This window comes from Pseudoalteromonas sp. Xi13 (assembly GCF_003952205.1).
Taxonomy (GTDB): Bacteria; Pseudomonadota; Gammaproteobacteria; order Enterobacterales; family Alteromonadaceae; genus Pseudoalteromonas; species Pseudoalteromonas atlantica.
This window is the reverse complement of sequence record NZ_CP034440.1, coordinates 730953-745354: the sequence shown is the minus strand read 5'-3', so window position 1 is coordinate 745354 and position 14402 is coordinate 730953. Positions and strand designations below refer to the sequence as shown.

At 41.2% G+C, this 14402-nt stretch carries 14 protein-coding genes; 9 read left to right on the top strand and 5 right to left on the bottom strand.

What is annotated here, in order from left to right; translation table 11 throughout:
* Positions 1 to 204: 204 nt before the first annotated feature.
* Both EJ103_RS19720 and EJ103_RS19715 read left to right on the top strand, forming a co-directional pair.
* Positions 205 to 414: a cold-shock protein gene (locus tag EJ103_RS19720; protein WP_004587186.1), complete on the top strand. Its 210-nt coding sequence runs from the start codon at positions 205 to 207 to the stop codon at positions 412 to 414.
* Between the two features lie 120 nt (positions 415 to 534).
* Positions 535 to 1290, top strand: a complete 756-nt coding sequence (locus tag EJ103_RS19715; RefSeq protein WP_337944438.1) for a transporter substrate-binding domain-containing protein — start codon at positions 535 to 537, stop codon at positions 1288 to 1290.
* A gap of 213 nt (positions 1291 to 1503) precedes the next feature.
* On the opposite strand, the gene EJ103_RS20405 is transcribed toward EJ103_RS19715, so the two are convergent.
* The 4 genes from EJ103_RS20405 to udk form a co-directional block, all read right to left on the bottom strand.
* Positions 1504 to 1695 carry a hypothetical protein gene (locus EJ103_RS20405; protein ID WP_346773404.1) on the bottom strand — a complete coding sequence of 64 codons (192 nt, stop codon included), beginning with the start codon at positions 1693 to 1695 and terminating at the stop codon, positions 1504 to 1506.
* A gap of 2 nt (positions 1696 to 1697) precedes the next feature.
* Positions 1698 to 2084, bottom strand: a complete 387-nt coding sequence (locus EJ103_RS20400) for a hypothetical protein (protein ID WP_346773403.1) — start codon at positions 2082 to 2084, stop codon at positions 1698 to 1700.
* Positions 2085 to 2436: 352 nt separating this feature from the next.
* Positions 2437 to 3660 carry a NupC/NupG family nucleoside CNT transporter gene (locus tag EJ103_RS19705; RefSeq protein ID WP_004587189.1) on the bottom strand — a complete coding sequence of 408 codons (1224 nt, stop codon included), beginning with the start codon at positions 3658 to 3660 and terminating at the stop codon, positions 2437 to 2439.
* 17 nt (positions 3661 to 3677) lie between these two features.
* A complete protein-coding gene (gene udk, locus EJ103_RS19700; protein ID WP_004587190.1) occupies positions 3678 to 4307 on the bottom strand; it encodes a uridine kinase in 630 nt (209 codons plus the stop codon).
* Positions 4308 to 4498: 191 nt separating this feature from the next.
* Here udk and EJ103_RS20365 point away from each other — a divergent pair, with 191 nt between their 5' ends.
* From EJ103_RS20365 to EJ103_RS19675, 6 genes are all read left to right on the top strand, one after another.
* On the top strand, positions 4499 to 4624 hold the full coding sequence (locus EJ103_RS20365) for a hypothetical protein (RefSeq protein WP_277600534.1): 126 nt from the start codon (positions 4499 to 4501) through the stop codon (positions 4622 to 4624).
* A 226-nt stretch (positions 4625 to 4850) separates the two neighbouring features.
* Entirely contained in the window at positions 4851 to 5702 is an 852-nt protein-coding gene (locus EJ103_RS20315; RefSeq protein WP_346773406.1) for a phosphopentomutase, read from the top strand.
* Positions 5703 to 5717: 15 nt separating this feature from the next.
* The gene (deoD, locus tag EJ103_RS19690; protein ID WP_004587192.1) at positions 5718 to 6419 is read left to right on the top strand and encodes a purine-nucleoside phosphorylase; all 702 of its coding nucleotides are present in this window, start codon (positions 5718 to 5720) and stop codon (positions 6417 to 6419) included.
* A gap of 396 nt (positions 6420 to 6815) precedes the next feature.
* On the top strand, positions 6816 to 7559 hold the full coding sequence (locus EJ103_RS19685) for a ferredoxin--NADP reductase (RefSeq protein WP_126009588.1): 744 nt from the start codon (positions 6816 to 6818) through the stop codon (positions 7557 to 7559).
* Between the two features lie 92 nt (positions 7560 to 7651).
* Complete coding sequence (locus EJ103_RS19680) at positions 7652 to 8383, top strand: nuclear transport factor 2 family protein (RefSeq protein WP_029773547.1); 732 nt, start codon at positions 7652 to 7654, stop codon at positions 8381 to 8383.
* Positions 8384 to 8399: 16 nt separating this feature from the next.
* Entirely contained in the window at positions 8400 to 8720 is a 321-nt protein-coding gene (locus tag EJ103_RS19675) for a hypothetical protein (protein ID WP_004589283.1), read from the top strand.
* Positions 8721 to 9679: 959 nt separating this feature from the next.
* On the opposite strand, the gene EJ103_RS19670 is transcribed toward EJ103_RS19675, so the two are convergent.
* Positions 9680 to 10558 carry a tetratricopeptide repeat protein gene (locus EJ103_RS19670; RefSeq protein ID WP_024032988.1) on the bottom strand — a complete coding sequence of 293 codons (879 nt, stop codon included), beginning with the start codon at positions 10556 to 10558 and terminating at the stop codon, positions 9680 to 9682.
* A 659-nt stretch (positions 10559 to 11217) separates the two neighbouring features.
* On the opposite strand from EJ103_RS19670, the gene katG reads away from it, so the two are divergent.
* Positions 11218 to 13398, top strand: coding sequence for a catalase/peroxidase HPI (katG, locus tag EJ103_RS19665; RefSeq protein ID WP_126009586.1), 2181 nt, complete (start codon positions 11218 to 11220; stop codon positions 13396 to 13398).
* Positions 13399 to 14402: the final 1004 nt, after the last annotated feature.

Genomic DNA, 14402 nt, shown 5'->3' with positions numbered 1-14402 from the left:
CATTACTATAAAGGCTTGACATATATAGTTAACTCTATATAGTAGGCCGCAGCTAGAAAGAAAGCATGATAGTTTATAAATCTTTATTTCGTTGTTGTATAAGTAATACTTGTAGTACCGTCCTGAAGTTTTTAAGTACCATCTCATTTTTTGCTACACCCGCTCTTATGAGCATATTTTTTATTTTTATATCAGGATATTACAATGTCTAACATCGTATCAGGTACAGTTAAGTGGTTTAACGAATCTAAAGGTTTTGGTTTCATCGAGCAAGAAAACGGCCCAGACGTTTTCGCACATTTCTCAGCAATCAAAAGCGAAGGTTTCAAAACTTTAGCTGAAGGCCAACGTGTAGAGTTCACTCTTTCACAAGGTCAAAAAGGTCCTCAAGCGGATAACATCACTCCGTTATAATTTTTACTTTTAAAGTAAAAATAAAAAAAAGCGCTTAAGGCGCTTTTTTTGTGCCTAAAATTTGACTGTAAATAGCGCCATCTATCATTTAATAATATAAATTAATGTAGTGGTGCGGTTATTCTAAAACTCTTTCCTTTTATTGCTTGTTTCTTCTTAAGCACGTTTACTTATGCAAACCATTTTAAGTTAGTTATTTATACAGATCAGTTTGCACCTTATAATTTTATAAACGAGCACGGCCAACTTGTTGGTGCTAACTACGATATAGTCAACGCACTGTGTATTAAAGCAGAAGTAGAGTGCGACTTTAAAGTCATGCCTTGGAAGCGTGCCGCAATGCTTGTGCATAAAAAGCCTTATTCAGCCATTTTTTCAATGGCGCAACATACTAACCGAATTCCTTTATTTAATTGGCTTGGCCCGTTAACTACTGCACGAACTTATTTTTATAAGTTAAAAAGCCGTCCTGATGTCACTGTAAACACCCTTAACGACACCACTCTTTATTCGTTAGGCATGGTAAGGGGAGACATATATCAATCATTGGTCAAAAAAATAGGGTTTGTAAACGGGCAAAACTTAATGACGTTTGGTGAAGAGCAACAATATATTCAGCTTTTTATAAACAATAAAATAGATCTTATTTTAGGCTCCGAACACGTTATTTATAACCAATTAAAGCCTTATAACGTGAGCTTACTTGATGTAGAGCAACTTACTGAGCTACCTGTAAGTAACGACCTTAAAGATAATTATTTAGCGTTTAATAAAGCGGTGCCGCAGCACATAGTAGATCGCTTTCAACGTGCCTTTAAAGTGCTAAAACAAGAGCGCAGTCTCGATTCGTTCATAGCGCCATATAGCAATAATTAATCACTAAGCCCCTATTTTAGACTTTATTACTTAGGTACTAATTAACGTAACTAAGCGTTAAAGTTGCGCTTAAAAAGCAAGGTTTAGCTTAGGGGCTAGGGCAGCCCTTGGGTATTTTTAAGTGTGTAAAAGGCTTTTTGTAGCGCGTTTATATAGCGCATATCGGTGTTTTTATTTGCTGCCAAATAGGCATCTACCTTGAGTTCTTCTACATTATATGGCTTTAAATTGAGCGTCAGGGGTGGGCAAATACTGACTTATTTGATGTATTAGTTCGGGGTCATCAACAATTAAGTCTACTTTTTTGGCAACCAATAACGCATACGATTTTTGTATATCGGTGGTTAGCACAACCTCAAACCCCAAGTTGGTTAATATATCTGTAGAAAAGTCGTTACGTTGCATCGCTATTTTGTATTTTTTGCTTCCTCAGTATTGTTAATAATTATGTCGTCACGCTCTTTAAGCGCAACAAAAGCAAGCTCAAAATGTGAAACTGGGCCTATCCAATGAAAGTTGTTTTCTCGCCCTTTGGTGCGCGCTATGGTGTAAATAAAGGTGTTTTGAATAGTACTGGCAAGTCTAAATGCTCGCGCCCATGGATACATTTGTATGTCGGGCGTTAGGTTCGCCTTTACAAAAATAGCCCTTATAAACTCAGTGCCTTTGCCTGTCACTTTTTCATTAACGAGTATTTGATCGGGCGGCGAGAGTTCCGTGACAACTAAAAGAGGGTCTGAGCTTGCGTAGCTATTAAAAAAAACGAACAACAATACTAATAAAAGTTTACGCATTTATATAAATCGACTTATCAACAGCGGCTATTTTATGAGTGTGCTTAAAAGTAGAGCATCAATAAAACAGTAGGTTACATTAGGATAAACCTAATTGTGGCCTAAAATTTATAATTTACCACTTTTCAATAATACAAATTTATCGCAAAAACATAAAAAGCCATATGCGTATATGTACTTAAAGGTAAGAAAGAGAAGTAGTTATTAAAGGAAGAATATATTTATAAGGGCCCTAAAACGATAAAAGGGCCTTGCGGCCCTTGGTGAAGTATCGTTCAAGTCAGATAGTGCTTTAACCCCTTAAAGTACTATCTTCTTGTTTTGCAACACCGGTGTTCATCTCATTAAGTTTCTAAGCTAGCGAGAGGAAAAACCCAGCAATTGCTGCGCTCATAAGGTTAGCCATAGATCCTGCTAACACTGCTCTGAGCCCTAAGCGTGCGATATCCTTTCGCCGACTAGGCGCCATACCGCCTAATCCACCTAGTAAAATAGCTATCGACGATAGATTAGCAAACCCACATAACGCAAATGTTACAATTGCTTGAGTGTGCGCACTTAACGTATCGCGATAATTTATAAAGTCTAAGTAAGCAACAAATTCATTTACTACTAACTTTTGACCAATAAAACTACCTGCTATGATTGCCTCATCCCATGGTACGCCAAGTAACCATGCAACAGGGGCAAATACATAACCTAAAATTTCTTGTAGCGTTAAAGTAGGGTAATCAAACCACCCACCAATACCGCCTAGTAAACCGTTTAATAATGCTATTAATGCTACGAAAGCTAATAGCATTGCGCCCACATTTAGCGCTAAATGCATGCCGTTAGCTGCGCCTGATGCTGCTGCATCAATAACATTAACTGGCTTGTCTTCATCGGTGTCTAAATCAGCAAGCGTATCTTTAGGTGTTTCGGTCTCTGGCACAATCATTTTGGCCATTAAAAACCCACCTGGTGCAGCCATAAAGCTGGCGGCAATTAAATACTTAAGCTCTACACCAATAATTACGTAACCTGCCATTACAGAGCCTGCTACCGTGGCTAAGCCACCTACCATTACTGCAAACAACTCAGACTTGGTCATGGTTGCTATAAACGGCTTAACAATTAAGGGGGCTTCAGTTTGGCCTACAAATATATTAGCCGTTGCTGAGAGCGATTCTGTGCGCGAGGTTTTCAATAGTTTTTGTAAACCGCCGCCCAGAATTTTAATTATCCAATCCATAATGCCAATGTGGTAAAGCACAGCAACAAGTGCTGAGAAAAACACAATGACCGGTAAAACTTGAATAGCAAAAATAAAACCGAGTGTATCTTGCGATGCAAGTGGGCCAAATAAAAACCCAATCCCGTCGTTTGCAAAGCTAATTACCGAAGAGACGGCACTAGACATACTTGCTAACACATTTTTACCTGCTTCAAAAAACAGTACAAACCCACCAATAACTACTTGCATAGCAAAGGCTATCGCTACGGTGCGTAAGTTTATTGCTTTACGATTAGTCGAAGCCGCAAAAGCAATACTTAGTAGTACAAACATGCCTACTAAGCTCATAAATGTTGTCATACAGATGTTTCCCGTTATTATTCTTGTAGTAAATATTTAATTTTACTTTTAATAATATCAATCGCAACGCGGTTCATTCCGCCTCGAGTCACAACCAAATCAGCGTTATGCTTTGAAGGCTCAATAAATTGATAAAACATCGGTCTAACAGTTGCTTGATATTGCTCAACAACAGATTGTAATGTTCTGCCTCTTTTTTCCATGTCTCGTTGCATACGACGCATTAAGCAAATATCAAGGGGTGTATCTATAAATACCTTAATATCAAATTCTTTATTAAGTGCTTTATCACTTAATAATAAAATACCTTCTACTATTAAAATTTTAGCTGCAGCAACGCGACGAGTTTCATCGCTTCGTGTGTGTTGTGCATAATCATAAGTAGGTACTTCGACAGAGTTACCACTACGAAGTTGAGTTAAATGTTCAAGCATTAACTCATGTTCAAATGCATCAGGATGGTCGTAGTTAGTTTGCGTACGGTGTTCCATAGGCAAATGCGACTGATCCTTGTAATAAGCATCTTCTTCAATAATGGCGATAGCGCCTGGTTCAAGCTCATTAACCAACTCATTGTAAATAGTTTGGCTAAAAAGAGATTTGCCCGACGCTGATGCGCCAGCAATAGCTATAATAGTTCGTGTCACTAAGTTCTCACCCACACAGAAAGGAAAAGTTGTTTGGTTGATCACAATAGCAAAAAAGACACGAATAATCTCTTTGCTTTGCTTAAGAACGCAAATTTATAATGTTTAGCTTTTATGAAACAGGACTTATGTCCTGTACGGAAAATTCGATCAGCGGATAAAGTAACCACTAGAAGCAAAGTGAGGTCAACATGGCAAGAGCAATCATCTTAATGGCAGACAGCCTAGGTATAGGCGCAGCACCCGATGCAGACAAATTTGGTGATGTTGGAGCAAATACACTCGCCCACTTATTAAAGCATACCACGAAACGGTAAAGCGTTATCGTTACCTAATTTATCTAAATTAGGTTTAATCGATGCCTGTGAGGCAGCGGGCGGTGAAACGTGTTTAGTTTCTGAGCGTCAAGCATCGCAAGGTGCATGGGGTTATGCAAAAGACTTTCAAGCGTAAAGATACGCCATCAGGGCACTGGAAATGGCCGGCGTACCTGTGTTATTGATTGGGCTACTTCCCTAAAACACAGCCGAGTTTTCCACAAGAATTTGTAGACGAATTTATAGCCGCTACCGGTATACCTGGCATTTTAGGCAACTGCCATGCATCAGGCACCACATATTAGAGCAGCTAGGCGAAGAGCACGTAAAATCAGGCAAACCATTTGTTACACCTCTGCAGATAGCGTGTTTCAAATTGCCGCACACGAAGTCTTTTGGCCTTGAGCGCCTTTACGAAGTGTGTGAAATTGCCCGCGAATTACTTGATAAACTAAATATAGGCCGTGTTATTGCTAGGCCATTTTTAGGCACAAGCAACGCAGATTTTGCCCGTACTGGTAATCGTCGCGATTATTCAGTATTGCCGCCAGCACCGACCCTATTAGATGTGCTATCTAAACACGGTGGTGAAGTAATAAGCATTGGTAAAATTGCAGATATATATGCACACCAAGGCATTACCCAAAAACACAAAGCCCCAGGGCTGATGAATTTGCTTGAAAAAAGCAGCGAAGTATTAGCAAGTGCGCCAGATAACAGCTTAATTTTTACCAATTTAGTTGATTTTGACGAAAAGTTTGGCCACCGTCGCAACCCAGTTGGTTATGCAAAAGCGTTAAAAGAATTTGACGATTACTTACCAACTATACTAAACCAATTAAATGCAGATGACGTGTTAATGATCACTGCAGATCACGGCTGTGACCCAACCTTTCCAGGTTCAGAGCACACCCGCGAATATGTACCAGTTATAGCTTATCAACCGGGCATGCAAAATACCCCGCTTGGCGAGCGCAATAGCTTTGCAGATATAGGCCAAACCCTTGCACAGTGGTTTAACTTACCTGCACTTGAATACGGTGACGGCTTTTTAAATAAGCTAAACGCGCCTAAATAAAAAGGAAAACAATTAATGAGTACTCCGCATATTAGTGCAAACGTTGGTGATTTCGCTGAAACAGTATTAATGCCGGGCGATCCGCTTCGTGCACAATACATTGCTGAAAACTTTTTAGATGATGCAGTACAAGTAACAGGCGTACGTAACATGTACGGCTTTACAGGCACATACAAAGGTAAACCTGTAAGTATTATGGGTTCGGGCATGGGCATACCATCTATGTCTATTTATGCGCGTGAGTTAATTGTAAGCTTTGGCGTTAAAAATATTATTCGTATTGGTACCTGTGGTGGTATTGGTACAGATATTAAAATTCGCGACGTAATTTTTGCACAAGGCGCAAGCACCGACTCAAACGTAAACCGTGCACGCGTTCGTGGTTACGATTTTTCAGCAATTGCTAACTTTGACCTACTTTTAAACGGTGTTAACGCCGCTAAAGACCTAGGCATTAAAGCAAAAGTAGGTAACGTATTTACTACCGATACCTTCTACCAAGCTGACGACACATTCTACAAAGACCTAGATAAACTAGGTGTACTAGCTGTAGATATGGAAACAGCAGGTTTATATGGTGTAGCTGCAGAGTATGGTGCTAACGCAATGGCACTATTTACCGTAAGTGACCACGTGATCACCGGTGAAGCAACACCTGCAGATGAGCGCCAAAGCACATTTAACGAAATGGTTAAAATTGCTTTAGAGTCTATTTAATAAACGCAATTTTATTAAATTAGCAAACAGTTCCTTGGTAACGTATTCACTAAGTTTTGGAGACACGCCCAAAGTGAAGTGAGACTAAACCCCCAAAGCCGCATTTTATGCGGCTTTTTTTATGCCTATAAAAGCGGTGTTTTCAAAGCGCTAGTAAGCTGCACAGCACGAGCTAACCACGTAGCTGGAGCTAGCCTCGCGTTTGGTATTAATTTCATCGCTGTATAAAGGCGCTGCTACTCATCTTCTTAATCAAACCAATATAACACCCAAAGTAAAAGCATTACGTTTAAAAAGTCACTACACCCAGTGTCACTCTTACTAAGTTAATGCTAGTGTATAAATTACAACCATTTATTGTTTTTGTTGTTTAACCGTTAAGCTATGGAGTTGACTATGTCTAACTGGGTAGATGCAACCGTAAAAAAAGTAACATGGTGGAGCGATACACTTTTTAGCCTGGTAGTAAACGCAAGTGTAGAGCCATTTAAAGCAGGGCAGTTTACTAAGCTCTCGATTATAGAGGGCGATAAACGAATTGCTCGGGCATACTCTTATGTAAACGCGCCTAATAACCCCGATTTAGAATTTTACCTTATCAATGTAGAGGGCGGCTTATTATCGCCTAGGTTGGCGCAATTAAAATCAGGCGACACTGTATTAATAGAGCAACGTGCCACAGGCTTTTTTACCTTAGACGAAATACCGCCAAGCGAGCAGTTATGGATGCTAAGTACAGGCACTGCAATAGGGCCGTTTTTATCTATTTTGCAGCAACAAGAGGTATGGCAAAAATACACACAGATTAATTTAGTGCACGGCGTACGTTTTAATGCCGATTTAAGCTATCAAAATCTAATACACGCCCTAATAAACGCACACCCTACACAACTTAACTACATTCCGGTTGTAAGCCGTGAGGAGCCACAGCAAGGCCTGAAAGGGCGTATAACTACAGCAATTCAAAACGGCGAGCTATTTAGTAAAGCCTCTAAAACCCCAAGCCTGAGTAATTCGCAATTTATGATTTGCGGTAACCCACAAATGGTAAAAGACACCACACAGTTACTTTTAGACAAAAACTTTAAACGAAATCGTCGCAGAGACCCAGGGCACATAACGGTTGAGCAGTATTGGTAAAGTGTATAACAATCATTTAATTGCTACCCGAAAACGCTCAAATTTGTTATGTTGCAGCATTAACAGCGTTATATGTTCATATTAGGAAAGTTATGAAATCGTTATCTATTATTTTTGCCTCGCTTATTGCCACTGTTGCCCTGATCAGTTATGCAGCAGAGCAAACCGAAGAGACTCAAGAAGAGCAAAAAAGTACCGAGCAAGCGTCAAGCTCTACTCAAGCCAGCAATTCACCAACAAAAGCAAAAGATGAAAAGTTAAACACGCTTGAGTACCAAGCCCCAGAGCTTAAAACGCCAACAGTAGATACTACTAAGCCTGACGACTCAAAAGTACTGGGTAGCGAAACCCCAAAACCAGTAGAAAAACCAAAAAACAAAGTAGAAAAAGCAGCAGCTGTGGCCGAGGCAGAAAAAGCGGTCACGCAAGCCAAAGAGGCATTAACCGCTAAGCAGCAAGCTAAAGCTAAGCAATCTCGCGAGTCGCTTGCTGTTGTAGAGCAACTAGTAGAAGCCTATAACGCACGTAATATTGAACAATTTATTCGTATGTACGATGAAGATGTAGAGTTTTATATTTTTCCTAATGAGCTATTATTTAAAGGAAAAGAAAAACTAATAGCCCGTTATGGCTTAATGTTTAAAAAATTAAAGTGCATTAATAGCTCGCCAATAAAGCGTATTGTGCACGGCGACATAGTAATAGACCACGAGCTATCAGAAACCTGTTCAACAGACGAAAACGTGGTAGATAAACGCTCTGAGTTAGTATCGAGCTACCAAATAAAAGACGGAAAAATAATCCGCGTATTATTTTTTAGATAATTATAAAAGGCATACTATGCAGTTAGCAGACGACAAAAAAATTCGCTTAATGTATCGCGTTGAGCCAGGGTGTTTAGGGCCGCAGGGCGCAGATCACATAGAAGACTTTTGTCGTTATGCTAATAAGCATATTAAATCACCTTATTACGGGCAATTTTTGTTTTTACCACGTTTTGACAAACAAAAAGATGAGCGTCAATACAGCGTAAAAAACCGCAACCTATCGCGAGTGCAAGCCAAGGCCTATTTAAACCATTTTGAAATTGATATAGATACCTTCGAAGAGCAACTCGACGAACTCCTCACCAAAGCCATCGATTTATACTTTAAACGATAATTATAAAAGCCTGAATACAAGTTTTACCCTGTAGCTAATTTTGCCTGTAGACGCCTAGATTGCTCAGGGAGATGCGTATTTTCTCATTAATTGCCCCACAGAGGGCACAGAGACACACAGGAAGCAATGGGGGGGGGAGTTATTTCTCCTGTTCTGCTCCTTCACTTCTCGGTGGTGAGATAATCACTTTTAAGACGTGTCTACAGAATAGGGTTTATCGTGTAGCAGCGAGTTTACCTCGCGTTTTATATTGAATTTTTTTCGCGGCATAAAGCCGCTGCTACTCATTAATTGCACCACAGAGGGCACAGAGGCGCTTCGCGCTACACAGAGAAAACACAGGTATTGGTGATTTATTTCTCCAGTTTTTTCCTGTTCTCCTCCTTCACTTCTAGGTGGTGACATAATCACTATTAAACGAAATCATGAGCTAACCACGTAGCAGCGAGTTTACCTCGCGTTTTATATTGAATTTTTTCGCGGCATAAAGCCGCTGCTACTCATTAATTGCACCACAGAGGGCACAGAGACACAGAGGAAACAATGGGGGGTGGTGAGTAATTTCTCCTGCTCTCCTCCTTCACTTCTCGGTGGTAACATAATCACTTTTAAACGAAAGCATGAGCTTACTACGTAGCAGCGAGTTTACCTCGCGTTTTATATTAAACTTTTTCGCGGCATAAAGCCGCTGCTACTCATTAATTGCACCACAGAGGGCACAGAGGCGCTTCGCGCTACACAGAGAAAACACAGGTATTGGTGATTTATTTCTCCAGTTTTTCTCCTGTTCTCCTCCTTCACTTCTCGGTGGTGACAAAATCACTTTTAAACGAAAGCATGGGCTAACTACGTAGCAGCGAGTTTACCTCGCGTTTTATATTGAATTTTTCGCGGCATAAAGCCGCTGCTACTGCTATTGTGGGCTTCGCACTTTACGCCAATAACGCGCCTACAAAACTCTAGCTACCCGCTACTATAGTATTAAAGCTGTCGTTGTCGTGTAGGCTAGCAAATGCACTTTCGTGTAGTAGCTCATTACGTAAGTTTGGCGAGTATTCAAGGGCCATTTTTATATCGGCTAATGCATCGGCATGTTTGTGTGTAAGTGCATACGCACACGCACGCTGCCAGTAGGCATAGCCGTAGTCGCTATCTATATCAATAGCTTGGTTACATAACTCAATGGCTTTGGCGGTTTCGTTTAGCTCTAATAATGCATCGGCTTTGTAGGCAATGGCTTCTACATCTTCTGGCTTACGTTTTAAAATTTCGTCAAATATTTCTATTTTGTTTGCAAAGTCGCTTTCTAGGTTTGCGCGCATCCATAACGAGTGCACCTCGTTAGTGACCGATATACGCTCTTGGTTACTGAGTATTTCTTCTGAGCGTACACGCAGTTTTTCTTCAAGAATTTTTAAGCGATCTTCGTACTCGTCAGTGATCACACTGACACGCGTATTTACTATGTCTTCTACTTTATTTTTAACATCGCGCAGCGAGTTCCAGCCTACTAAAACCAAAATAGAGGCCGTAGCAGTAATAATAAAAAACACGTTATTAATAGTGTCGGTGGTGTATATAAGCGCTCTGTCGGCGGTGTCTAACTGGGCGTGTGTAACTTGTTTTGTCACATCTTCGCGTAATTGTTGTTGGTCTTGGCGAACGGCTTTTAACTCATCAAGAATATAGCGTTCTAAAAGCGGTTTATACATGGGCTCATTTAATTGTGCTAACGCTTGTTGCTGTTGCTCTTCTGTTGGTGCAGCAGATTCTTGGGCATTAACAGTATTTAAAAGCGAAACAAAACAAACAAATAGAATAGTTATATAAAAACGCATGGGTACGCCTAGTTAATTATTAGTGACTAATCGCACTTTAACATGCAAGGCTTATTGGCACTAGGGCGTGTTTGCTTTGAACATTAAACAACTTAACAAAATCATACAACTGTTCACACAGCCTTAAAGGATTCTAAATTCTAGGCAAAAAAAAACCAGCCCAATGTGGGCTGGCAAAACTGCTTAAAACAACAATAAATTGTCGCAGGGAAATAACAGGAGTGAGTGGTCATAATAATCAAGTTAATCTGAACATTTACTTAATTATTCAAAATAGATTTCAATAAGTTATAAAGTAAAGGTGCATTGGGCTTAGTAATGCACCTTTATAAACAACTTTAATTTCATGGTGAAGGGGGGGTATTCCAATGTGCGCTCAATTAAAAGCCACTTTCAAACCCTTCACATACCATTACGCGTTATCTATTTAATCCGATCACACTAATTGTGGAGTTTAAACTGTATTCATTAAACCAATGGTTTCAATCGATTTAATTCAAGTTAATACGCTGGCGAATGTAATATTAGGGGTCTATATTGTTTGAGCAGTAAATAAAAATTATGCACAAAATTAATAAACCTTAGCGTGTTACTTTAAATGTAAGCGCTGGGGCTTGAGTAAAATAGTTAAACTCTTCATTTAAAGTAAGGAGCTGAAAATGAGCAGCACTAAATCGGGTCAATGTCCCGTAATGCACGGTAGTAACTCAGTTATTTCTAAAGTAAACACAGATTGGTGGCCAAATACTCTAAATTTAGACATTCTTCATCAGCACGACACAAAATCAAACCCCTACGGCACAGACTTTGACTACGCCGAAGCATTCAAATCTCTCGATTTAGACGCAGTAAAAGCAGACCTAAAAACCTTTATGACCGATAGCCAAGATTGGTGGCCAGCCGATTGGGGTCATTACGGCGGCTTAATGATCCGTATGGCATGGCACTCTGCGGGTACGTACCGATTATCAGACGGCCGTGGTGGAGCAAGCACCGGTAACCAGCGTTTTTCGCCGCTAAATTCGTGGCCAGACAACGCAAGCCTAGACAAAGCGCGCCGCCTATTATGGCCAATCAAGAAAAAATACGGGAACAAACTATCGTGGGCCGACCTATTTATTTTAGCCGGTAACATGGCATACGAATCAATGGGCTTAAAAATTTATGGCTTTGCAGGTGGCCGTGAAGACATTTGGCATCCAGAAAAAGACATTTATTGGGGCGCAGAAAAAGAATGGCTAGCACCGAGTGATGAGCGTTACGACAACGTAGAAAAACCCGACACCATGGAAAACCCATTAGCTGCAGTACAAATGGGCTTAATTTACGTAAACCCAGAAGGCGTAAATGGGATACCCGATCCGCAAAAAACCGCGCAGCACGTACGTGAAACATTTGCTCGCATGGCAATGAACGACGAAGAAACCGCAGCGCTTACTGTAGGCGGTCACACGGTAGGTAAAACCCACGGTAACGGTAAAGCCGAGCACTTAGGCCCAGAGCCAGAAGCGGCCGACGTACACGAGCAAGGCCTAGGCTGGAACAGCACTAAAGAAGACGGCTTTGGTCGCAATACCGTAACGTCGGGCCTAGAAGGCGCGTGGACTACCCACCCAACAAAATGGGATAACGGCTACTGCCACTTACTATTAAACTACGAGTGGGAACTTACTAAAAGCCCAGCAGGCGCGCACCAATGGGAGCCTGTAAACATTAAAGAAGAAGACAAGCCGGTAGATGTAGAAGACCCATCAATTCGTTTAAACCCAATGATGACCGACGCCGATATGGCCATGAAGGTAGACCCAATCTACCGTAAAATTATTGAACGTTTTAACAACGACTTTGAGTATTTTTCTGATGTGTTTGCCCGCGCGTGGTTTAAACTTACGCACCGCGACTTAGGCCCTAAAGCGTGTTACTTAGGTAAAGATGTACCAAGCGAAGACCTAATTTGGCAAGACCCAATTCCAGCGGTTGACTACACCCTATCTGATGATGAAATTAGCGAGCTAAAAGCACAAATTCTTGATTGTGGCGTAAGCGCAACTGATTTAATTACTACAGCATGGGATAGCGCACGCACGTACCGCGGCTCAGACCGCCGTGGTGGTGCAAATGGTGCGCGTATTCGTTTAGCTCCGCAAAAAGATTGGCAAGGTAATGAGCCAGAGCGCCTAGCAAGCGTACTTAGCGCCCTTGAAAAATTTAAAGCAGGTTTAGCTAAGCCTATCAGTATTGCAGATTTAATCGTATTAGGTGGCACAGCTGCTGTAGAGCAAGCTGCAAAACAAGCTGGTGTTGATGTAACAGTACCGTTTGCGCCAGGGCGCGGCGATGCAACCGACGAAATGACCGATGCCGAGTCGTTCGAACCGTTAGAGCCAGTACACGACGGCTTTAGAAACTACCTTAAAGGCGACTTTAGCGTATCGCCAGAAGAGCTACTTTTAGAGCGTAGCCAGTTAATGGGCCTAACAGCCCCAGAAATGACCGTACTGTTTGGCGGAATGCGCGTGTTAGGCACAAACTACGCAGGCAGCAAACACGGCGTATTTACCGACAACGTAGGTGCGCTTTCTACCGACTTTTTTGTAAACTTAACCGACATGGCCAATAACTGGAAACCGTCTGAGCCAGGTGTTTACAACATTGTTGAACGTAAAACAGGCACCATAAAATGGACCGCAACACGTATAGATTTAGTGTTTGGTTCAAACTCTATATTACGTGCACTAAGCGAATTTTACGCACAAGACGACAACAATGAACGTTTTGTACATGACTTCGTAAATGCATGGGTAAAAGTAATGAACGCCGACAGATTTGATCTTAAATAAATCAAAATTATAGGCACAAAGGGGAGCAACATAGCTCCCCTTTTTATTATCTAAATTTTAGTTCGTGGCCTGTAGGCACAGAGCTTGTTCAGGGTTGATGTACAGCTTTTCATTAATTGTAAATTAAATACCACCACAGAGGACACAGAGGCGCTTCGCGCTACACAGAGGACACAAAGGCGCTTCGCGCTACACAGAGAAAACACGGGGATTGGTTAATCACTTCTTCTGTTCTTCTCGGTGGTTAATTTGGCTTGTAAGCGCGAAGCTTGTTCATACGAAAGGCAAAGCATCTCATTATTCAAACGATGTATTGCACAAAGAGAAAAAATGAGGAGTGAAAGTTGTAGGCGCGAAGCTTGCTCGCGCAAGTTGTTAGTTGCTTCTCTAAAGCGAAGCGCCTCTACACCTCTTTGTGATTGTATTGGTTTAATATTTACGAGCTATCGCTCATTATGCCAGCAAGCTGAGGGTCTACAAGGTAAGGTATAGCTCCGGTGTTAATGTTAACATTGTGGGCTCCGGGCTTGCTCAGGATTGATGTGCTGTTTTTCATTAATTGTAAATTAAATACCACCACCGAGGACATAAATGCGCTTTGCGCTACACAGAGAAAACACGGTGATTGGTGAGCAATTTCTCCTGCTCTTCTCGTTCACTTCTCGGTGGTGACATAATCACTTTTAAACAAAAGCAATGTGCGCCTAAAAACTATGAACTAACCACGTAGCAGGAGCTTACCTCGCGTTTGGTATTAAATTTTTTCGCGGCATAAAGCCGCTGCTACTCATTAATTCAACCACATACGGGGATTGGTTAATCACTTCTTCTGTTCTTCTCGGTGGTTAATTTGGCTTGTAAGCGCGAAGCTTGTCCATACGAAAGGCAAAGCATCTCATTATTCAAACGATGTATTGCACAAAGAGAAAAAAATGAGGAGTGAAAGTTGTAGGCGCGAAGCTTGCTCGCGCAAGTTGCTAGTTGCTTCTCTAAAGCGAAGCGCC